Below are 19,273 nucleotides of genomic sequence, written 5' to 3'. Positions count from 1 at the left end.
CAGTCTAGGTTGACCGCTTCCGTGCTCGCACACTCGGGTGAGATATCACACGGCGTGACTTGACCTGCCCGCATTCGAACCATCACGAACGATCTCCCCGGTGACGTTGCGGTTCGCGGCCGAGCCGAGGAAAACGATCAACGCGGCCATGTCGTCGGCCGTGGACAGCCGGCGGCTGGGCGTGCGGGAGGCGATCTCGTCCAGGAGGGCCTGCGGGATCGGACGGGCCGTGCCGGTGATCGTGAGGCCGGCGACGGCCACGTTCACCAGGATGCCGTCCTTGCCGGCCTCCCAGGCCAGGGCGCGGGCCATGCCGTGCAGCGCCATCTTCGCGGTGCCGTACGGGCCCGGCCCCGGCAGCCCCTCCTCGGCGGCCCCCGACGACACGAACACGATCCGCCCGAACCCCCGCCGCCGCATCCCGGGCAGCACGGCCTGGGCGAGCAGGGCGTTGCCGACGACGTTGGCGTGCAGGGCGGCGGTCCATTCCGCGGCCGGCACCTTCTCGAAGGCGACGCCGTTGGGCATGATCGTGCCCCAGCGGACGGCGTTGGCGACGAGCGCGTCCACCGGGCCGGCCTGGGCGACGGCGGGGTCGATCGTCGAGTGGTCCTCCAGGTCCAGGTGCACGGCCGCGGCTTGCCCGCCGTGCTCCTCGATCCGCTTGACGACCTCGGCCGCGCGCCCGGCGCCGGAGTTGTAGGTGATCGTGACGCGAGCGCCCGTCTTCGCGTACGCGAACGCGGTCGCGGCGCCGATGCCGGACGAACCACCAGTGATAAGGACATGCATGGAAAATTTCTCCCAATTCGAAGTTAGCCGACTAATTAGCCAGCTAACTCGATATCCGGGAGGCTGGCAAGGGTGTTTCGCCGCTAGTGAAAGCTCAAGGGGCTACCAGGTCCGCACGAGGCGGGCGAGCAGCTCGCGCTCCGCGTCGCCGAGCCCACGCTGGAGGTCCTCGTCCATCCTGCTCCAGATCTCCTCGACCGGCTCGCGCAGCGCCTTCCCGGCGTCGGTGAGATGCACGCGACCCACGCGCGGCCGGTCGGGATCCGGCGCCCGGTAGACGAAACCGGCGCGCTCCAGCCGCTGCAGGGTCTTGGTCACGGTCGGCGGCTCGACGCCCAGCCTGGCGATGAGCTCGCCCTGCGTCAGCCCGTCCTCCCGCCACAGCTGGTTGAGCAGGAGCTCCTGTCCCACGTGCAGCCCGAGCGGCAGCAGGGCCGCGGCCAACTGGTTGCGCTGCGTCTTCATGAGCTTGATCAGTGCGTACGACAGGGTCTCGTCCAGCATGCCCTCATCTTGCCCGCCGCCTGCTGTGTTGGCGCATGGTGACCCAAGGATGAGCGGCCTTTTACCGTGTCGCGTGGTTTAGCCGACGCCCTCCGCGAAAGGGTGAAGTATCCGGCATACAGACCCGTCGGGAGACGCAGACGTGACCACATCTGGGGATCCGCACGAGCCCCGTCCGGGGCAGGACGAACGCCCGCCCGAGCCTGGGCCCTACGAGAGCGGGCCGACGGGCGGCGACGAGACCCCGCCCGCGTGGTCGGCGGGCGGCCCGCCCGGCGCGGGCCCGACCGGCGGCACCATGCCCGAAGGGGAACGGCCGGTCAGCCCTGGAGGCAAGCCACCGTCGCGGGAAGACGAGCCACCGTCGCGGGAAGACGAGCCACCGTCACGGGAAGACGAGCCACCGTCACGGGAAGAGGAGCCACCGTCACGGGAAGAGGAGGAGCCCATCGCGCCGGCTCCGCCCGTCGTCCCGCCGCTGGACGTGCCGCCGACCCACGAGCCGAGGCCGGGCGTCGAGCCCAAGCACCCCGACCTGCCCACCTCGCCCGAGATCCCGCCGCCGGCGGAGGGCGACGCCGAGGCGACCCAGGCGTACCCGGTCCCGGGCGGCACCCCGCCGTACCCCGGCTGGGAGGGCGCGCCGCCGGAGGGCGAGCCGCCGGGCAGGCCGACGCCGTCCCGGTACGAGCAGGGTCAGGAGCCGTCCTTCACCCCGTCGGGCGCCCAAGGCCCGCCGCCCGGCGCGACCCCGCCCGTGACCCCGTACGGCACTTATGCGCAGGAGCCGCCCGTCGTCCCCGGCACCACCCCGTCCAGCCCGTACGGCGGCCCGCCCGGTTACGGGGCGCCGCCTCCGTATCCGTATCCCCCGTACCAGCAGCTCCAGGAGGACAAGACCGGCAGCGGCCTGGCCACGGCCTCGCTCGTCCTCGGCGTCGCCAGCCCGTTCCTGGTGTTCGTCTGCTTCACGGGCCTGATCACGGCGATCCTGTCGATCGTCTTCGGCTGCGTGGCGCTCGCCAAACGGGCGGGCAAGGGCCGCGCCATCGCCGGCATCGTGATCAGCGTCCTGTCCCTGGTCCTCTTCACGATCGTGGCCCTCTGGTTCTGGAACGTGGTCGAGGATTGCGCCCACCTGTCCGGCCCGGAGGCCGAGCGCTGCTTCCAGGAGCGGTTCCCCTGGATGAGCGGCGGCCGCTAGCGCAGCGGCAGGTGCGCTGACAGATCGGCGCGGGATCCGCTGGCGGAGATCGCGCCCTTCTTCATGGCCTCGTCCCAGGTGAGGCGGCCGAGCGCGAGCTCGATCCAGGTCCGCCCGTCGGTCTCGACCACGTTCGGCGGCGTGCCGCGGGTGTGGCGGGGCCCGGCGATCGCCTGGACGGCGGCGTACGGCGGTACGCGTACCTCGACGGTCCGGCCCGGTGCGGCGGCCGCCAGCTTGTCGAGCAGGTAGCGCACCGCCTGCCTGCCCGCGTCGCGCTCAGGCTGGAGCCCGCGGTCGTAGGCGGCCAGCACGGCCGCGACCAGCGCGTCGGGCAACGTGGAGTCGGGCCCGTCGTAGGGAGGCTCGTCAAGAGCGACAAGCTGCCCGTTCAGGGCCGATTTCAGCTTTTCCGGGTCCCTCTTGCGTGGCGGCACCCCACTATTGTCTCCCGGGAAGCGTTCATCAAGACGGAGGTCATCGTTCACCCACGGTTTCGACGGCAACCGTAGCCTCCGGGCGGTACAACCGCGCACATTTATGGAGGACCTGTGGCGAACCTCATCGGGGGCGGACGGCGGCTGCTGCCGCTGCTCTCCACCCCGCACAAAGGTGGCCGATCCGCGCTGACCTGTCAGTTCCGCTGCGGCGACGCGTGCGCGCATGACGATGGCAACACCTCCGACAACGCTTATTTCGGCGATGTGGTGAAGGAGGCGCTGTCGCGCCGCGGCATGCTGCGCGCCGGCGCGCTGGGCGCTCTCGTGGCCGGTGTGGGCGTGGCCGGGGCGGCTCCGGCACTGGCCGACGAGCCCGAGGCGGCCGCGGCCGGTACGGAGCGGCACGGCTGGGGCGGCGGCGATCTGCGGTTCACCCCTGTACCGCCGAACAAGGACGACGCGTTGCGGGTCCCCGACGGCTACAGCTCCTCCGTGGTCGTGCGCTGGGGTGACCCGGTGCTGCCCGACGCGCCGGAGTTCGACTTCGACAAGCAGACGGCCGACGCCCAGAGCAAGCAGTTCGGCTACAACTGTGACTTCGTGACGCTGTTCCCCCTGGGCCGCGACCGCGCGCTGCTGTGGGTGAACCACGAATACTCCGACGAGAAGCTGATGCTCCGTGGCTACACCACCGGCGCCGCCGCGACCGAGGAGCAGATCAAGATCGGTCTGGCCGCGCACGGCGGCTCCGTCGTGGAGATCGAGCGTGCGGGCGCCGGCGAGTGGAAGCTGGTCACCAAGGGCCGCCGCCGCTACAACCGGCGCATCACCGCCCAGACGCCCATGAAATTCAGCGGCCCCGCCGCGGGCGGCGACCTGCTCAAGACAGCCGCCGACCCCAAGGGCCTGGCCCCGGTCGGCATGCTGAACAACTGCGCGGGCGGCACCACCCCCTGGGGCACGGTGCTGACCGCCGAGGAGAACTTCGACCAGTACTTCGTCAACGCCGACAAGGTGCCGGCGGAGCAGAAGCAGTACGCGACCCGCTACACGCTCACGACCGGCACGCCGTCGATCAGCCGCCGGTTCGACCGCGTCGAGGAGCGCTTCGACCTGGCCAAGCACCCCAACGAGGCCAACAGGTTCGGCTGGATCGTGGAGATCGACCCGTTCGACCCCGACTCCACGCCGATCAAGCGCACCGCGCTGGGCCGCTTCAAGCACGAGGCCGCCACCACGACGATCTCCCGCGACGGCCGTCTGGTCGCCTACATGGGCGACGACGCGCGCTTCGAGTACGTCTACAAGTTCGTCTCCAAGAAGCGCTACATCCCCGGATTCGACCGGCACAACCGGACGCTGCTGGACGAGGGCACCCTGTATGTGGCCAAGTTCACTGGCGACAGCCCGAAGACCGAGATCGACGGGTCCGGCAAGCTGCCCTCCGACGGCCTGTTCGACGGCTCGGGCGAGTGGATCCCGCTGGTCTCGGGCGACAAGTCCTACGTGGACGGCATGACCGCTCAGGAGGTGCTGGTCTACACCCGCGTGGCCGCCGACAAGGTGGGCGCGACCAAGATGGATCGCCCCGAGGACGTCGAGCGCAACCCGGTCACCGGCGCGGTCTATGTGGCGCTGACCAACAACGGCAACCGCACCGCGGCCCAGGTGGACGAGGTCAACCCGCGTCCCTCCAACAAGCACGGCCACGTCCTGGAGATCGTCGAGCAGCGCAACGACGCCGCCGCGGCGAAGTTCGCCTGGTCGCTGCCGCTGGTCTGCGGCGACCCGAACGACGCCACGACGTACTTCGCGGGCTTCGACAAGTCCAAGGTCTCGCCGATCTCGTGCCCGGACAACCTCGCGTTCGACCGCGACGGCAACCTGTGGATCTCCACGGACGGCAACCAGCTCGGCAGCAACGACGGCCTGTTCGTGATGCCCGTGCGCGGCAAGGAGCGCGGCTACCTTCGCCAGTTCCTCACGGTCCCCATCGGCGCCGAGACCTGCGGCCCGATGGTCACCAAGGACCAGCTGAGCGTGTTCGTGGCGGTGCAGCACCCGGGCGAGACCGACGGCGCCACCCCGGAGAACCCGAGCAGCCACTGGCCCGACGGCGACCAGCCGCGTCCGTCGGTCGCGGTGGTCTGGCACAGCAAGGGCGAGAAGATCGGCGCTTGACCTCAACTTAACTTGAGGAACTAGCGTTCCATGCCATGAGCATGGAAGTGACCGCCTGGCAGCAGCTGTACTCGATGAACAACCGGCCGGAGCGCCGCCCACTGTCCAGGGTGACGCTCCGGCGCATCGGCGCCTTCGCCCGGCCGCACCGCCGCAGATTGACGCTGTTCATGCTGCTCAGCGTGGTGCTGGCGGGCCTGGCGGTGGCCTCGCCGCTGCTCGCGGGCCGGGTGGTGGACGCGATCTTCAACGCCGAGCCGCTGGACGTGGTGGTCGTCGTGGCGCTGACGATCGCCGGCCTGGCGATCGTGGAGGCCGGGATCGGACTGGTCAACAGGTGGCTGTCCGCGGGTCTCGGCGAGAGCCTGATCCTCGACCTGCGTACGGCCGTCTTCGACCACGTGCAGCGGATGCCGATCGCGTTCTTCACCAGGACCCGCACCGGCGCGCTGGTCAGCCGGCTGAACAACGACGTGATCGGGGCGCAGCGGGCGTTCACCGACACCCTGTCAGGCGTGGTCGGCAACCTCGTCACGCTCGCGCTGACACTCACCGCGATGATCGGCATCTCCTGGCAGATCACGCTGCTCGCGCTGCTGCTCCTGCCGATCTTCGTGTTCCCCGCCCGGCGGATGGGCACCAGGATCGCCCGGCTGCGCCGCGAGGCGGCCGACCACAACGCGGCCATGGGCACGCAGATGACCGAGCGCTTCTCGGCGCCGGGCGCGACGCTGGTGAAGCTGTTCGGCCGGCCCGCGCACGAGTCGGCCGAGTTCGCGAGCAGGGCCAGGCGGGTGCGGGACATCGGGGTGCGCTCCGCCATGACCCAGTCGGCCTTCGTCACCGCGCTGACCCTGGTCTCGGCCCTGGCCCTGGCCCTGGTGTACGGCCTCGGCGGCTTCTACGCGTTGCGCGCCGAGCTGGCGCCCGGCGCGCTGGTGTCGATGGCCATGCTGCTCACCCGCCTGTACGCCCCGCTGACCGCGCTCGCCAGCGCCCGCGTGGACGTGATGAGCGCGGTCGTGAGCTTCGAGCGCGTCTTCGAGGTGCTCGACCTCAAGCCGCTCATCCAGGAGCGGCCGGACGCCGGGAAGGTGCCGGACGGACCGATCGCGGTCGAGTTCGACGACGTGCGTTTCGCGTACCCGTCGGCCGACAAGGTCTCGCTCGCCTCCCTGGAGGAGGTGGCCGCGCTCGACTCGCGCGGCGGCGTCGAGGTGCTGCACGGGGTGTCGTTCCGGGCCGAGCCGGGCCAGATGGTGGCGCTGGTCGGCTCCTCGGGCGCGGGCAAGTCCACGATCGCCCAGCTCCTGCCCCGGCTGTACGACGTCGACTCGGGCGCGGTCCGGCTCGGCGGCGTGGACGTGCGCGACCTGACCTTCGACTCCATCCGCGACACGCTCGGCATGGTCACCCAGGACGGCCACCTGTTCCACGAGACGATCAGGGCCAACCTGCTGCTGGCCCGGCCGGAGGCCACCGAGGCCGAGCTCTGGGACGCCCTCACCAGAGCCAGGCTGGCCACTCTCATCGAGTCGTTGCCCGACGGGCTCGACACGGTCGTGGGCGAGCGCGGCTACCGCCTGTCGGGCGGCGAGCGCCAGCGGCTCACCATCGCCCGGCTGCTGCTGGCCCGGCCCAGGGTCGTGATCCTGGACGAGGCCACGGCGGCGCTGGACTCCACCTCGGAGGCGGCCGTGCAGGCGGCGCTCGGCGAGGCGCTCGCGGGCCGGACCGCCGTGGTGATCGCGCACCGGCTCTCCACGATCCGGGCCGCCGACCTCATCCTGGTGATCGAGGACGGGCGCGTGGTCGAGCGCGGCACCCATGCCGAGCTGCTCGCCGCCGGCGGCCGCTACGAGGAGCTGTACCGCACTCAGTTCGAGGATCCCACGGTGACGGAGGCGGCCGCCTGAGGCCGCTCCGCGGTCCGCTGGACTCGCAGGGAGTAGAGCGCGACCGGGATCCCGGCCAGCACCACGATCGCCGCGATGACCAGGGTGAACTGGTAGGCGTCGAGGAAGGCGACCAGCGGGGGCCGGTCGCTGCCACTCTGGGCCGAGGTCAGGATCGCGCCCAGCACGGTGATGCCGAGCAGCCCGAACACCTCGCGTGAGACGTTCAGCATGCCCGAGGCCACACCGGACCGGTCCTTGGGCATGCCGCTCAGGACGGCGGCGGTCAGCGGCACCAGCAGGCCGCCGCCGAGCCCGTACAGGATGAACCAAGGGGCCACGTCCCCATAGTCGGCGTCGGCGCCCACCCCGGAGAGCAGGTAGATCGCCACGCCCATCAGCGCCAGCCCCAGGGCGACCGTCCGGCCCATGCCGAGCCGCGCGGCGATCCGCTGCGACAGGATCGCGACCACGGCCATGACCAGGGCCATCGGCACGAACGAGCCGCCCGCCTCGGTCGGGGAGAAGCCGAGCACGTTCTGCAGCCAGAGCGCGCTGAAGAAGTAGATCCCGAACACGCCGAACGACCAGATGCCGCTGGTGAGCAGCCCGCCGGTGAACGCCCTGGACCTGAACAGCGACATCACGATCATCGGCTCCGCGGCCCGCGCCTCGACCAGCACGAACGCCACGACCGCCGCCGCGAACACCCCGAACGCGGCCAGGATCTCGGGCGAGGTCCAGCCGGCCCCCTCGCCCTCGATGAGCGCGTACGTCAGCGCGGACAACGCCAGCGCCGACGTGACGAGGCCGGGCAGGTCGAGACTGTGCCGCACTCGCGTGAACGCGGGCCTGACCGCCCACAGCGCGAGCCCGAACGTCACCAGCCCGATCGGCACGTTGATCAGGTAGATCCAGCCCCAGTGCAGGTTCTCGCTGATGAAGCCGCCTGTCACCGGGCCGAGCGCCATGGACAGCGCCCCCGACGCGCTCCAGATGCCCACGGCCCTGCCGCGCTCGCCGGGGTCGGGGAAGATCTGCCCGATCAGCGCCAGGGCGGTGGGCGTGAGCAGCGCCGCCCCGACCCCCTGCACGGCCCGCGCCGCGATCAGCATGCCCCCGCTCGTGGCCAGCCCGGCGGCCAGCGACGACACCGTGAAGACCGCCAGCCCGCCGAGGAACACCCTGCGGGCCCCGTACACGTCCGCGAGCCGCCCGCCGACCAGCATGAGCCCGGCGAAGACCAGGATGTACGAGCTCACGATCCACTCCAGCCCGGAGATCGTCAGCCCCAGCTCCCGCTGGATCGTCGGCAACGCGACATTCCCGACATTGTTATCCAGATAGGTCATAAACGTGCCCAAGGTCACCGCGACCAGAGCCCACCACCGCATGGCCACTCCTTCCTGTACGCCGTACTTGTACGTCGTATAGTTGAACTTGTACGGCGTATAGTTGTCAACCGTGATGGGAAAACTGACCGCGCAGGCGATCGCGGAGCGGGCCCTGGAGATCGGCGACACCGAGGGGCTCGACGCCGTGACGATCAGGCGCCTGGCCACGGACCTGGGCGTGACCCCGATGGCCCTCTACTGGCACTACAAGAACAAGGAGCAGTTGCTGGGCGGCATGGCCGACCACCTGATCGCGGGCTTCACCCCCAAGCCCGCGGACGACAGGCCCTGGCAGGAGCGGCTGCGCGACCTGGTCGAGGGATTGGTCCGCACGCTGCGCACCCACCCGTGCGCCAGGAACGTGCTGGAGCAGGTGGACCAGACGACGGTCCCCAACTTCCTCGCGGTCTGGGACCATGCGCTCGGCCTGTGCCGCGAGGCCGGGTTCAGCGTGCCGGAGAGCTGCCTGATCACCAAGTACGTGCTGCAGAGCGCCATCGCCATCGCCGACCAGCCCGTGCATTTCACCAGCGGCCGCACTCCCGAGGAGGTCGCCGAGATCCAACGCCAGAAGCGCCTCGGCCTCCAGTCGCTACCCGTCGAGAAATATCCGCATCTGGTGGAGATGGCCGGCCCGCTGGTGGAGGGAGACTGGAGGCTCTACGACACGTTCGGCGTCGACCTCGTGTTCGCCGGCATCGAGGCGCTGGCGACCGGCCGCTAGAGTCCTGACCATGACCTTCGAACTGATCTGCGAGATCGAACCCCCGACCAAGCCCGATCTGAAGCACGTCAGGCACCAGATCGGCACGCTCGGCAAGATCGCCCACTCGTTCCTCATCCCCGACAACCACATCGGCCGGGCGACCGTGTCGAGCGTGGCCGTGGCGCACGAGGTCGAGGCCATGGGGGGGCGCGGCATCGCCTGCCTCAACTCGCGCGACCGCAACCTGCTCGGCTTCCAACGCGACCTGCTGACGGCGGCGGCGTACGGAGTGGACCAGTTTCTCTTCGTCTACGGGGACAAGCCGACGAGCGGAAACCGCACCAGCGACCTGACGGTGCGGTCGATGATCGAGGAGGCGAGGGAGTTCTCGCCGGGCTTCCGCCTCGGGGCGGCCGCGGCGCTGCGTCCGCTGCCCGCGTGGAAGCGTGCGGCCGACTTCCTGTTCCTCCAGGTCGGCTTCTCGCTGGAGGCCCAGCTGCGCTGGCGCGAGGAGCACCCGGTGGACGTGCCCGTCTACGCGGGCGTCATGGTCCTGGCCAGCGAGCGCCACGCCCGCACCCTGGCCGCCTCGATCCCGGACATCGCCATCCCCGACGACCTGATCCAGCGGGTGGCCGCGGACCGGATGGCGGGGGTGGAGGCGGCCTGCGAGCAGGTCCTCGCCCTGCGCGACACCGGCGCCTTCGCCGGCGTCCACCTGATCCCGGTCTCCCGCTACCGAGACGTGGAGTCCAGGCTGGCCGCCGCCCTCTAGACAAGGTCGCCGAGCCCGGAGGGGCGCCGGCCGCTTTCTTGAGGATGGCCGAGAGGCGTGGGCAGGAGTCCTCTAGGCGGGCTTGTGACGCTGGTAGTAGCGGGCCACGCGGACCCGGTTGCCGCACAGGTCGGGCGAGCACCAGCGGCGGCGGGGGTGGGCGGGCAGGAAGAGCATGCGGCACTGCGGGCCCTCGCAGCCGCGGATCCGGCCGGCGGCCGGGTCAGTGAGCAGGTCCGCGGCCGCCTCGGCGAGCTGGGCGAGCAGGCGGGCCAGGTCGCCGCCGTCGCGTTGTGCGGCCGTGCGGAAGGCGCCGTCGCGCCACTCCAGCACACGGTAGGGCGGGGCGGCGCGGGCCGCCTCGTTGATCGCGGCCACCGCCGCCTCGGGGGGCGGCACGGCCTCGCGTACCGCGTTGATCGCCGATTCCACGTGGCCGCGCAGCCGGCGGACGGCGGCCAGGCCGGAGGCCTTGAGTGGGGCGGCCGGCACGGTGAGCCGGCCGGCCTGCCGGGCGAGCCACTCCTGGAAGTCCCCGGGCGCGTCGAGGGCGTCGAAGTCGCGGGCACGCGTGTTGACCAGGTCCAGCGCGAGCGGCTCGCCAATCAGGAGCTCCATGAGACCTAATGGTATATCCGGACACGGACACATTAGGCGGCGTATGACGACAACCGATGCGCCATCCGGCGGGCGTCGGAGTTCAGGGTGGCGCGCGGCATCCCTGGTGGATCGCCGGGCCGATCACCCAGAACACGGGCATGGCTGCGCGAGCACCGCCCGCCCACACCGATCGTCAGGGGACGCGACGACGCGTTCTTCCCCGAGCCCGGCGCGCACGAGTGCCTGCGGGACGGGCCCGAGGTGCCTCAGTGGGCAAACGTGACGAAAGCCCCACGGTTGCCCGTGGGGCCCGACGAGCGTGAGCGAGGATCCGGAGCACCGGGCCCTCGGCCACGTCAACCAGAATTACGGCTATCGACGGCCGGACGCCCGGCCAGTGCCGTCGTCGTCGTCCTCCGCGCCATAGTCATCGGCGTAATCGGCATAGCGATCCGCCAGCTCATCGTTGAGGTCGTCGGCGTCGTCATTGCGGCTGGAGTCTCCGACCCCGAGTTCGTCGCGAAGACGGTCAAGATCCGTGCCACCGCTGTTGTACTTCAGCTGGCGAGCAACCTTGACCTGCTTGGCCTTTGCTCGGCCGCGCCCCATTGGCTCGACCCCCTCGTGTGGGGTCGTCCCCGACCCCTCGTCGCTAACGCACCACACACTGACGCCGCCTGACTTTGGGCGTCAGCCTATCGTTCGCCTATTACCGTACCTGTTTTGCGCCCAGCTCGGTACGCCGTATGGGCGCGGGGCGTCAGCGCCCTAGCCAAATGCCCCTAATACGCCCGACTTCCGACATTCTGCGCTCAGCTAGCCTATCCGCTGCGACCGCTGGAGGAACGCCTTCATCAGCCGCGATTCCGAAGATCTTCAGAGTCGTGTCGTAGATCTGGGCGGCCTTGGACCTGGCACGATCCATGTCGAACCCGCCGATCTCATCGGCGACCTGGATCACACCTCCCGAATTGACCACGTAGTCGGGCGCGTACAAGATCCCGCGCTCGGCGAGTTGCTTCTCCACGCCGGCGTGGGCCAGCTGGTTGTTGGCGCCGCCGCACACGATCTTCACTTTCAGCCGAGCCACGGTGTCGTCGTCGAGAGCGCCTCCCAGCGCGCAGGGCGCGAACACGTCGATGTCGGCGGACGTCAGAGCCTCGGCGTCGGCCACCACGTGCACCTCCGGATGGCGAAGGCGCACCCGCTCGACGGCCCTGGGGGCGACGTCGCAGATCACGACCTCCGCGCCGTCCTCGCGCAGGAGGTCGACCAGGCGGTGGCCCACCTTGCCCACCCCTTCGACGCCGACCCGCCTGCCGCGCAGCGACGGCGTGCCGTACACGACCTCGGCGGAGGCGCGCATGCCCTGGAACACGCCGAACGCCGTGAGGATGGAGGAGTCTCCCGCGCCGCCGTTCGCCGGCGTGCGGCCGGTCACGAAGCGCGACTCGCGGGCGACGATGTCCATGTCCTCGCTGTAGGTGCCCACGTCGCAGGCCGTGATGTAGCGGCCGCCGAGCGACTCGACGAACCTGCCGTACGCGCGCAGCAGCGCCTCGTTCTTGTCCTTGGCCGGGTCACCGATGATCACGGCCTTGCCGCCGCCCATGTCGAGCCCGGCCAGCGCGTTCTTGTAGGACATGCCCTTGGCCAGGTTGAGCACGTCGGCGAGGGCCGCCTGCTCGCTCTCGTACGGGTAGAACCTGGTGCCCCCGAGCCCGGGGCCGAGTGCGGTGTTGTGGATGGCGATGATGGCACGCAGGCCGCTCTGCTCGTCGGCGCAGAACACGACCTGCTCATGGACGTCCTTGTGGGACGAGCCGAAGACGTCGGTCACGGTAGTGACTCCCTGTCCGGTCCGCCGCACCGTCGCGGCGGAGATCACCTCACAGAGTAGTAAGCCACAACGGTGCACGCGGGTTCGCTTCATGACACGATGCCTCCGTGCTGCCCTATGCCGCCTACCTCCGCGTCTATGAGCCACTGACCGCGTTCGCCGAGTCCGAGCGCAAGGCGTGGGCCGACTACGCCGACTCACGTGACCGCCCGCGCCGCGCGAACGCGCTCAATGCGGAGCACGGCGAGTCGGTCATGCGCCTGCTCGGCATGCCCCCTCAACCCGTTCCCGCCCAGGAGAGCCCCAACGCCTATCTACGGCGCGTCGAAGACCGCTTGTATGTGTGCCCCTGGCAGACCCGCTTGCGCTCGTGGCTGGCGTTCTCACGGCTGCGGGGGGCCACTCCCGCGAAACTGATGAATCACCTCGTGCCCACGGGCGTCGCCGAGCAGATCGCCGACGACTTCGACCGGTTCAAGCGGAAGGCCGGCTCGTCGGCGTTGCGGACGCACATTCGTACTACGGCGTGGCATGTGCCGCCATCGTGGTTCGTGCCGTTTGATGGGAACGAGCGCTGGCTCGTGCTCGGCTCCTCCACCCCTGGACAGGATGTGAAGACCACCGCCACCGGACGCAACCTCATCTACGTCACCTCCATGGCTCAGGCCAGGAGGCGGGCGGCGCGGGCGCTCAACGTGCTGCGCAGGCACCTGGGCGACGCGGCGGCCAACTTCGACGTGGAGGACATCGCCAGGTGGCTGGAGGAGTTCCATCCCCACTCGCTGGTCGAGCTGGACTACGGCGGGCTCGTCCACCTCATGGACGACGACGCGCTGCAGGCCGACCAGTCGGTGGCGGAGCTCGCGGCGGCTCTGACGGGCCTGGACACGGGTCAAGAAGAACTTGCCTACGCCATGTACCAGAGGGTCATCCTGCGGTGGAAGTCAATGCAACAACTGGAATCTGCCAACTGAGCCCCAATACGGCCGTCTGACCTGCATGAGTAGGTCACGTCTCACGGCTGCTCTCTTCTGCGAACTGAGTAGTTTGCCGTTTTCACTGCGATACCACGAAACGTGTCGCTAGAATCACCGAGCGTGACATGGCCACGGGGGCGGGCAGTTGGGTCGAAGAAGGGCTCGCCAATCGCTCTGCGTGGCGGTATGGTCACATCGGGTGATGCCGCATATGGTTCAGAAAAGCCGCACGCTCTGCGCCATAGGTGGACATCCGTGACACGCGCAAAAGGCAGTCACAGGATCGCGAAGCCGGTCCACACGGAGGAGAGGCCGCACAAATGTCAGCTCGTACACCCGAGGCCGAGCCACTGCTTACGCCCGCTGAGGTCGCCACCATGTTCAGAGTCGACCCCAAGACCGTCACGCGGTGGGCCAAGGCGGGCAAGTTGACGTCGATTCGCACCCTCGGCGGTCATCGGCGTTACCGGGAGACCGAGGTCCGCGCGCTGCTCGCGGGGATCCCGCAGCAGCGCTCCGAGTAACCAGAGGATCGTGACTCACGAACCTCAGGGGGGTTGATGGGTGGACCTGGCTAGCACTGGAGCCCGGTCCACCATGAAGAGTTGGCGCCGCCCGCCCGGCGCCATCCTTCTCTAACTCAACCTCTCGAGCAGGCCGGTCACGTCGCGGTCGTAGGTGGCGGCAACCCCGAGCAGCGCCACCATGTGATCGATGAGCATGCGCTCGAGCGTCGGACGCTCGATGTCGCGGTGCTCCAGCCAGTCGAGGCCGGCCGTCTCCACGGAGGCGATCCATGACCGCAGCGTCGTGCGCAGCACCGGGCTGGGCTCCTCGACGCCCATCTGCTTCTGGATCAGGCGGAACAACCGCCGCCGCACGCCGTCGACGATCTCGCCGACCTCGCCCGTCCTGTTGGCAGGGCCGCCGCGCAGCAGCGCCGCGAATCCGGCCGCGTGCTCCTCGACGAAGTCGAAATAGCGCCTGAGCCCGGAGGCCAGCTCGTCGAGCGGCCTGCCGCCCTCCTGCGGGCGCAGCCGGGACTCCAGCTGCTCCGCCGCGCTCTTCAGCGCGGCCACGTAGAGCTCCTGCTTGCCACCGAAGTAGTGGTAGACCAAGGCCCGCGAGGCGCCCGCCGCCGACGCCACGTCGTCGATCGAGACATCCTCCGCGTCGCGCGTGCTGAACAGCTCGAGCGCGGCGGCCATCAGCTCCTCGCGACGGCGGTCCACGCTGAGCCTGCGCCGTGCCGGCCGTGCGGTCTCGGCTGACTTCCCGGGTGTCACACCTGCACAGTATCCGACCCCTCGCCCGATGGCTGACGTGTACTTATCCCGTCAAGACGGGGATCATTGAACCAATCCGTGAGTGAGGCCGTACCCTGCGGCGTACTCGATCGTTTGGTCAGACAGGTGCCCATATCCGCATCGCGGGGGAGACACATGTCAGGACCGCCCGTCAACACTTCAACCATCGCTGAGCTGAGGGAGGTAGACACCCTGCCTCGGCCCAGACCGACCATCCGCAATGTCGCCGAGCGTGCCGGCGTCTCAAAATCGCTGGTTTCTCTCGTGCTGCGCGGATCCCCGCACGTGAGCGAGCACCGGCGCCAGGCGGTGCTGCAGGCCGCCCGCGAGCTCGGCTACCGGCCGAACGCGGTCGCGCGCAGCCTGGTCGAAGGTCGTACCCACCTCGTCGGCGCGCTCGTCGCCGACCTGCACAATCCGTTCTACGCCGAGTTCCTCGACGGTCTGCAGGAGAGCCTGCACGGCGACGGCCTGCGCATGCTGATCGGGAACAGCCAGTGGGACCCCGCGTTCGAGGACGAGGCCGTGGAAGCCTTCCTCGAGCTCAGGGTCGACGGGCTGGTCCTGCTGGGCATCGCGCCGACCAGCGAGACGCTGATCGAGGCCACCGCCTACACGCCGACCGTCGTCGTCGGGGAACGTGACATCGAGCTCGACGGCGTCGACATCGTGGTCGACGACGACCAGCTCGGCGCCCGCCAGGCCATCGACCACCTGGTCGGCCACGGACACAAACGCATCGCGCACATCGAGGGGCCGCGCTCGTCGCGCTGCGAGGGGTACCTCGTCGCGATGCGCAGGCACTCGCTGGCGCCGTACATCATGGTCGAGGCCGCCGACTCCTCGGAGGACGGCGGCAGGGCGGCGGCGACGGCGCTGCTGACCCGCGACCCCAGGCCCACGGCGATCTTCGCCGCCAATGACGTGGTGGCGCTCGGCGTGCTCGCCGCCGCCGCCGAACTGGGCCTGCGGGTGCCGGAGGACCTCTCGGTGGTCGGGTACGACAACACGCACCTGTCCGCCTCCCGCCACATCTCGCTGACCTCGGTCGACCAGCCCCGCAGGACCATGGGAAGGTCGGCGGCCGCGCTGCTGAGCGACCGGATCGGGGACCCCGGCAAGGCCGCGCGCCTGCGCGAGATCCAGCCGGAGCTGATCGTGCGACGGAGCACGGGTCCCGTTCGGAGTGAATGAGAAATCCGCAGAGCCGACTGCCGCCATGGCCTGAAGCACCCACGAGGCAGTGGGGCGGCAGTCCGCTGGAGCAGGTTTCTCGTCCGCAGAGCCCCAAACCTGGGTCAAGCCGCGTGGCGGCCTGGCCGCACGGCGGTTTACTCGGCAGGGTCATGCTATTTGTGGCCGGATCCGATCCGGCCACGATCTGATCCGGGGGAACAGTCATGCGTGATCCGGAACTGGTGTCCTGCGCCCAGCGTGCGGCGGCCGAACTCGAGCGCGCCTGGGGGCACTGGCGCGCGGGCAGGGGGCGGGGCACCGAGGCCAGCGCGGAATCCGTCGCCAGCTACGTCGCCCACTCCCTCGACCATCCGTGGGGCCGCCCCCGCGTCGTCCTCGGCCTCGACGCCGAGGACGCGCGGGAGCTGGCCGCTCTGCTGGAGGGGCAGGAGGTCGGCGCACCGCGCTTCTCATAAGCGGGGTTCGAGCACCGGGTTTGACGTAAGTTGGAGCCCATGCGTGCTCTACCAGCCTCACTCCTCGCCGTCTGCGGCCTGATCGCCTCCGCGTGCGGCGGCACCGGCTCCGGTGGCGCCGCGGCAGGTCAGGCCGCTCCCGCGACTCCGGCGCAGCAGCAACAGCAAGGGCCCGCGAGGGACGCCCCGCCGGAGGCAGAGCCGCTCGACGGCAAGGTCATCGTCATCGACCCCGGCCACAACGGCGCCAACTACCGCAACCCGGCGGCCATCAACCGCCAGGTCGACGTGCTGACCCACAAGAAGGCCTGCGACACCACGGGCACGATCACCGCGAGCGGTTACCGCGAGGCCGCCTTCGCCTGGGACGTCTCCAACCGCCTCGCCAAGATCCTCAAAGGCCGCGGCGCCACGGTCAAGCTCACACGGAACAACAATGACGGCGTCGGCCCGTGCATCACCGAGCGGGCCGCGATCGGCAACAAGGCCAAGGCCGACGCCGCGATCTCCGTACACGCCGACGGCGCGCCCACGAGCGCTCGCGGCTTCCACGTCATCATCCCGAAGAAGATCAACGGGCCTGTGGACAGGGTCGTGGGCGCGTCCAACAAGCTGGGACTGGCCGTACGCGCCGCGTTCGCGAAGGGCACGGGCCTGCCGTACTCCACCTACGTCGGCCGCCAGGCCCTCAGCTACCGCAACGACCTGGGCGGGCTCAACCTCTCGACGGTGCCGAAGGTCTTCATCGAGTGCGGCAACATGAAGAACCCGGCCGAGGCCGCCAAGTTCCAGGATCCGAAGTTCCGGCAGAAAATCGCGCTGGCGCTGGCGAACGGATTGCAGCACTATCTCGAAGCATGATTCCTCGCCCTGAGCTGCTCACTCGTCTTTCTTCCTCTTACGAGCTGACCACGGGCGCGACCGTGTCCGGCGATCTGGTCGACGCCGTACGCCTCGCGCTTCCCGTGCTCGACCTGCGTCCCGGCGACTCCGGTGAGATCGACGTGCGCCGGGACCCGGAGCTGGGCGAGGAGGCGTACCGGCTGACGGTGGGCTCGCGGGGCGTCGAGATCGTGGCCGGCGGACGGGCGGGAGCGTTCTACGCGGGGCAGTCGCTGCACCAGTTGCTGCCCGCCGCCTCCTATCGGTTCTCGGAGCAGATGTCGTGGCCGGTGCCGGGGGTGCGGATCGAGGACGCGCCGCGGTTCCCCTGGCGGGGGCTGCACCTGGACGTGGCGCGGCACTTCTTTCCCAAGCGGGAGATCCTGCGTCTGATCGACCTGATGGCGGCGCACAAGCTCAACCGGCTCCACCTGCACCTGGTGGACGACCAGGGGTGGCGGGTGGAGAGCCGGGCGTACCCGCTGCTGCATGAGGTCGCCTCGCACCGGCCGCGGACGGCGGTCAACTACTACGGGGAGGCGGCGGCCTACGACGACGTCCCGCACGGCGGCTACTACACGCTGGACGAGCTGGCCGAGATCGGCGCCTACGCGCGGACGCGCTGCGTGACGGTCGTGCCGGAGATCGACGTGCCGGGGCACGCGTCGGCGATCCTGGCGGCGTACCCGGCGTTCGGGGCCACCGGGGAGCGGCACGAGGTGCTGGAGCGGTGGGGCATCTCCCCCGCGATCCTGTCGCCGCTGCCACCGACCGTGGAGTTCCTGACCACGGTCTTCGACGAGGTGATGGGGGCGCTGGGCGAGACGCCCTACGTGCACATCGGCGGCGACGAGGTGGTGCTCGACCACTGGTCCGATTCGGCGGAGATCACCGCGTACCGCGAGTCGCTCGGGCTGGCCACCACCAATGACCTGCAGGCGTGGTTCCTGAGGCGGCTGGCGGACGCGCTGGCCGAGCGGGGGGCGCGGGCCGTGGTGTGGGACGAGGCGTTCGTGAGCGGCGGGCTGCGGCAGGACACGGTCGTCATGCCGTGGCGCGGCGCGGGCGTGGGCCGGCGTGCCGCGGCCGCCGGGCACGACGTGGTGGCGACGCCGGTGTTCCCGCTGTACCTCGACTACGCCGAGGCGGCCTCCCCCGAGGAGCCGCGGTCCATCGGGGACACGATCACCGTCGCGGACGTGGCCGCGTTCCGGCCGGCGCCCGAGGACTGGGCGGAGGAGGAGCGGGCGCGGATCGTGGGGGCGCAGGCGCAACTGTGGACCGAGTGGGTGCCGGACGCGCGGACGATGGACTACCACCTGTGGCCGCGGGCCTGCGCGCTCGCCGAGGTGAGCTGGTCGGGCACCGGCCAGGAGGGGTTCGCCGAGCGGCTGGAGGAGCACCTGGGACGGCTGGACGCGATCGGCGTCGACTACCGTCCGGCGGCCGGGCCGCGCCCGTGGCAGCGGCGGCGCCCGCACCGTCCGGGCAAGGTGCGGGTCGTGGACGTGATGGCCCACCTCGACGGCATGACGCACGACCCGGAGTCCACCCGGCCGAGCATGTAGGTCAGAAGGCCGGGCGGTCGTTGAGTATGCGCTGGAACAGCCGGTTGTCCTGCCATCTCCCGTCGATCTCGAGGTAACGCGGAGCCAGGCCGATCGGCTCGAAGCCGCACTTGCCCAGGACGCTCTGCGAGGCGACGTTGCCGAGCAGGGTGGCGGCCGCGATCCGGTGCAGGCCCAGTTCCTGGTCGGCCATCCGGCACACCTCCAGCACGGCTCTGGTGGTCAGGCCCCGGCCGGCGTGGCCTGCGTCGATCCAGTAGCCGAGGTCGGCGCTGAGGAACGGGCCGCGGACGATGGTGTTGAGCGTCACGCGGCCGGCGATCTCGTCACCGTCGGCCAGCACCCACGGCATCGCCCGGCCGGCCGCCTGCTGCGCCAGCAGGTCCTTCAGCCGGTGGTTCTGGCCGGCCAGGGTGAAGAACTCCTCGGGCCGGCGGGGCTCCCAGGGCCGCAGATGGTCGCGGTTGCGGGTGTAGGCGCGGAGCAGGGCCTCGCCGTCCTGCTCCGTCAAGGGCCGCAGGATGACGTCGTCCGTGAGTGACACCGCTTCGATCAT

Annotated in this window: 20 protein-coding genes; 11 read left to right on the top strand and 9 right to left on the bottom strand. The window is 70.2% G+C overall.

Annotated elements, in window-relative coordinates:
* Positions 1–45 precede the first annotated feature (45 nt).
* Complete coding sequence (locus ACIBX3_RS52300; protein WP_397128254.1) at positions 46–792, bottom strand: SDR family NAD(P)-dependent oxidoreductase; 747 nt, start codon at positions 790–792, stop codon at positions 46–48.
* Positions 793–894: 102 nt separating this feature from the next.
* The gene (locus tag ACIBX3_RS52295; RefSeq protein WP_397128252.1) at positions 895–1,296 is read right to left on the bottom strand and encodes a MarR family winged helix-turn-helix transcriptional regulator; all 402 of its coding nucleotides are present in this window, start codon (positions 1,294–1,296) and stop codon (positions 895–897) included.
* A gap of 142 nt (positions 1,297–1,438) precedes the next feature.
* Here ACIBX3_RS52295 and ACIBX3_RS52290 point away from each other — a divergent pair, with 142 nt between their 5' ends.
* Positions 1,439–2,500, top strand: coding sequence for a hypothetical protein (locus ACIBX3_RS52290; RefSeq protein WP_397128251.1), 1,062 nt, complete (start codon positions 1,439–1,441; stop codon positions 2,498–2,500).
* On the opposite strand, the gene ACIBX3_RS52285 is transcribed toward ACIBX3_RS52290, so the two are convergent.
* Positions 2,497–2,937, bottom strand: coding sequence for a sterol carrier family protein (locus tag ACIBX3_RS52285; protein ID WP_397128250.1), 441 nt, complete (start codon positions 2,935–2,937; stop codon positions 2,497–2,499). The genes ACIBX3_RS52290 and ACIBX3_RS52285 overlap by 4 nt on opposite strands.
* Before the next feature lie 114 nt (positions 2,938–3,051).
* Between ACIBX3_RS52285 and ACIBX3_RS52280 the strand changes: the two genes are divergently transcribed.
* Positions 3,052–5,121, top strand: coding sequence for a PhoX family protein (locus tag ACIBX3_RS52280; protein WP_397128249.1), 2,070 nt, complete (start codon positions 3,052–3,054; stop codon positions 5,119–5,121).
* Positions 5,122–5,156: 35 nt separating this feature from the next.
* Positions 5,157–7,037 carry an ABC transporter ATP-binding protein gene (locus ACIBX3_RS52275; protein WP_397128248.1) on the top strand — a complete coding sequence of 627 codons (1,881 nt, stop codon included), beginning with the start codon at positions 5,157–5,159 and terminating at the stop codon, positions 7,035–7,037.
* On the opposite strand, the gene ACIBX3_RS52270 is transcribed toward ACIBX3_RS52275, so the two are convergent.
* Positions 6,998–8,410: an MFS transporter gene (locus ACIBX3_RS52270; RefSeq protein WP_397128247.1), complete on the bottom strand. Its 1,413-nt coding sequence runs from the start codon at positions 8,408–8,410 to the stop codon at positions 6,998–7,000. The two genes, ACIBX3_RS52275 and ACIBX3_RS52270, sit on opposite strands and share 40 nt — an antisense overlap.
* Positions 8,411–8,483: 73 nt before the next feature.
* On the opposite strand from ACIBX3_RS52270, the gene ACIBX3_RS52265 reads away from it, so the two are divergent.
* Both ACIBX3_RS52265 and ACIBX3_RS52260 read left to right on the top strand, forming a co-directional pair.
* Positions 8,484–9,134: a TetR/AcrR family transcriptional regulator gene (locus tag ACIBX3_RS52265; protein ID WP_397128285.1), complete on the top strand. Its 651-nt coding sequence runs from the start codon at positions 8,484–8,486 to the stop codon at positions 9,132–9,134.
* Between the two features lie 10 nt (positions 9,135–9,144).
* Positions 9,145–9,891: a methylenetetrahydrofolate reductase gene (locus ACIBX3_RS52260; RefSeq protein WP_397128246.1), complete on the top strand. Its 747-nt coding sequence runs from the start codon at positions 9,145–9,147 to the stop codon at positions 9,889–9,891.
* A 72-nt stretch (positions 9,892–9,963) separates the two neighbouring features.
* Here the strand turns inward: ACIBX3_RS52260 and ACIBX3_RS52255 are convergent, their stop codons facing one another.
* From ACIBX3_RS52255 to ACIBX3_RS52245, 3 genes are all read right to left on the bottom strand, one after another.
* On the bottom strand, positions 9,964–10,509 hold the full coding sequence (locus ACIBX3_RS52255) for a CGNR zinc finger domain-containing protein (protein ID WP_397128245.1): 546 nt from the start codon (positions 10,507–10,509) through the stop codon (positions 9,964–9,966).
* A 354-nt stretch (positions 10,510–10,863) separates the two neighbouring features.
* On the bottom strand, positions 10,864–11,100 hold the full coding sequence (locus ACIBX3_RS52250) for a DUF3073 domain-containing protein (protein WP_397128244.1): 237 nt from the start codon (positions 11,098–11,100) through the stop codon (positions 10,864–10,866).
* A gap of 151 nt (positions 11,101–11,251) precedes the next feature.
* Entirely contained in the window at positions 11,252–12,331 is a 1,080-nt protein-coding gene (locus tag ACIBX3_RS52245; protein ID WP_397128243.1) for a Glu/Leu/Phe/Val dehydrogenase, read from the bottom strand.
* 107 nt (positions 12,332–12,438) lie between these two features.
* Between ACIBX3_RS52245 and ACIBX3_RS52240 the strand changes: the two genes are divergently transcribed.
* Both ACIBX3_RS52240 and bldC read left to right on the top strand, forming a co-directional pair.
* A complete protein-coding gene (locus ACIBX3_RS52240) occupies positions 12,439–13,305 on the top strand; it encodes a hypothetical protein (protein ID WP_397128242.1) in 867 nt (288 codons plus the stop codon).
* Positions 13,306–13,628: 323 nt separating this feature from the next.
* Positions 13,629–13,832, top strand: coding sequence for a developmental transcriptional regulator BldC (gene bldC / locus ACIBX3_RS52235; protein WP_013133571.1), 204 nt, complete (start codon positions 13,629–13,631; stop codon positions 13,830–13,832).
* Between the two features lie 111 nt (positions 13,833–13,943).
* Here bldC and ACIBX3_RS52230 read toward each other — a convergent pair whose 3' ends face one another.
* The gene (locus ACIBX3_RS52230) at positions 13,944–14,594 is read right to left on the bottom strand and encodes a TetR/AcrR family transcriptional regulator (protein WP_397128241.1); all 651 of its coding nucleotides are present in this window, start codon (positions 14,592–14,594) and stop codon (positions 13,944–13,946) included.
* 156 nt (positions 14,595–14,750) lie between these two features.
* Here ACIBX3_RS52230 and ACIBX3_RS52225 point away from each other — a divergent pair, with 156 nt between their 5' ends.
* The 4 genes from ACIBX3_RS52225 to ACIBX3_RS52210 all read left to right on the top strand — a co-directional run bounded on the left by ACIBX3_RS52225 (position 14,751) and on the right by ACIBX3_RS52210 (position 18,717).
* Positions 14,751–15,809 carry a LacI family DNA-binding transcriptional regulator gene (locus ACIBX3_RS52225; RefSeq protein ID WP_397128240.1) on the top strand — a complete coding sequence of 353 codons (1,059 nt, stop codon included), beginning with the start codon at positions 14,751–14,753 and terminating at the stop codon, positions 15,807–15,809.
* Between the two features lie 206 nt (positions 15,810–16,015).
* On the top strand, positions 16,016–16,267 hold the full coding sequence (locus ACIBX3_RS52220) for a hypothetical protein (RefSeq protein WP_397128239.1): 252 nt from the start codon (positions 16,016–16,018) through the stop codon (positions 16,265–16,267).
* Between the two features lie 39 nt (positions 16,268–16,306).
* Complete coding sequence (locus tag ACIBX3_RS52215) at positions 16,307–17,128, top strand: N-acetylmuramoyl-L-alanine amidase (RefSeq protein WP_397128238.1); 822 nt, start codon at positions 16,307–16,309, stop codon at positions 17,126–17,128.
* Complete coding sequence (locus ACIBX3_RS52210; protein ID WP_397128237.1) at positions 17,125–18,717, top strand: beta-N-acetylhexosaminidase; 1,593 nt, start codon at positions 17,125–17,127, stop codon at positions 18,715–18,717. Before ACIBX3_RS52215 ends, ACIBX3_RS52210 begins: the two co-directional genes overlap by 4 nt.
* 1 nt (position 18,718) lies before the next feature.
* On the opposite strand, the gene ACIBX3_RS52205 is transcribed toward ACIBX3_RS52210, so the two are convergent.
* The gene (locus ACIBX3_RS52205; RefSeq protein ID WP_397128235.1) at positions 18,719–19,273 is read right to left on the bottom strand and encodes a GNAT family N-acetyltransferase; all 555 of its coding nucleotides are present in this window, start codon (positions 19,271–19,273) and stop codon (positions 18,719–18,721) included.

Source organism: Nonomuraea sp. NPDC049480 (assembly GCF_044465905.1).
Taxonomy (GTDB): Bacteria; Actinomycetota; Actinomycetes; order Streptosporangiales; family Streptosporangiaceae; genus Nonomuraea.
This window is presented reverse-complemented; position numbering and strand designations above follow the sequence as displayed.

What these genes read in the sequence shown, in the direction of transcription:
- bldC (WP_013133571.1), top strand. Translation starts at nt 13,629, where the DNA reads ATGTCAGCTCGTACACCCGAGGCCGAGCCACTGCTTACGCCCGCTGAG.
- ACIBX3_RS52295 (WP_397128252.1), bottom strand. Translation starts at nt 1,296, where the DNA reads ATGCTGGACGAGACCCTGTCGTACGCACTGATCAAGCTCATGAAGACG.
- ACIBX3_RS52225 (WP_397128240.1), top strand. Translation starts at nt 14,751, where the DNA reads ATGTCAGGACCGCCCGTCAACACTTCAACCATCGCTGAGCTGAGGGAG.
- ACIBX3_RS52210 (WP_397128237.1), top strand. Translation starts at nt 17,125, where the DNA reads ATGATTCCTCGCCCTGAGCTGCTCACTCGTCTTTCTTCCTCTTACGAG.
- ACIBX3_RS52215 (WP_397128238.1), top strand. Translation starts at nt 16,307, where the DNA reads ATGCGTGCTCTACCAGCCTCACTCCTCGCCGTCTGCGGCCTGATCGCC.
- ACIBX3_RS52220 (WP_397128239.1), top strand. Translation starts at nt 16,016, where the DNA reads ATGCGTGATCCGGAACTGGTGTCCTGCGCCCAGCGTGCGGCGGCCGAA.
- ACIBX3_RS52265 (WP_397128285.1), top strand. Translation starts at nt 8,484, where the DNA reads ATGGGAAAACTGACCGCGCAGGCGATCGCGGAGCGGGCCCTGGAGATC.
- ACIBX3_RS52250 (WP_397128244.1), bottom strand. Translation starts at nt 11,100, where the DNA reads ATGGGGCGCGGCCGAGCAAAGGCCAAGCAGGTCAAGGTTGCTCGCCAG.
- ACIBX3_RS52205 (WP_397128235.1), bottom strand. Translation starts at nt 19,273, where the DNA reads ATGATCGAAGCGGTGTCACTCACGGACGACGTCATCCTGCGGCCCTTG.
- ACIBX3_RS52255 (WP_397128245.1), bottom strand. Translation starts at nt 10,509, where the DNA reads ATGGAGCTCCTGATTGGCGAGCCGCTCGCGCTGGACCTGGTCAACACG.
- ACIBX3_RS52300 (WP_397128254.1), bottom strand. Translation starts at nt 792, where the DNA reads ATGCATGTCCTTATCACTGGTGGTTCGTCCGGCATCGGCGCCGCGACC.
- ACIBX3_RS52275 (WP_397128248.1), top strand. Translation starts at nt 5,157, where the DNA reads ATGAGCATGGAAGTGACCGCCTGGCAGCAGCTGTACTCGATGAACAAC.
- ACIBX3_RS52270 (WP_397128247.1), bottom strand. Translation starts at nt 8,410, where the DNA reads ATGCGGTGGTGGGCTCTGGTCGCGGTGACCTTGGGCACGTTTATGACC.
- ACIBX3_RS52260 (WP_397128246.1), top strand. Translation starts at nt 9,145, where the DNA reads ATGACCTTCGAACTGATCTGCGAGATCGAACCCCCGACCAAGCCCGAT.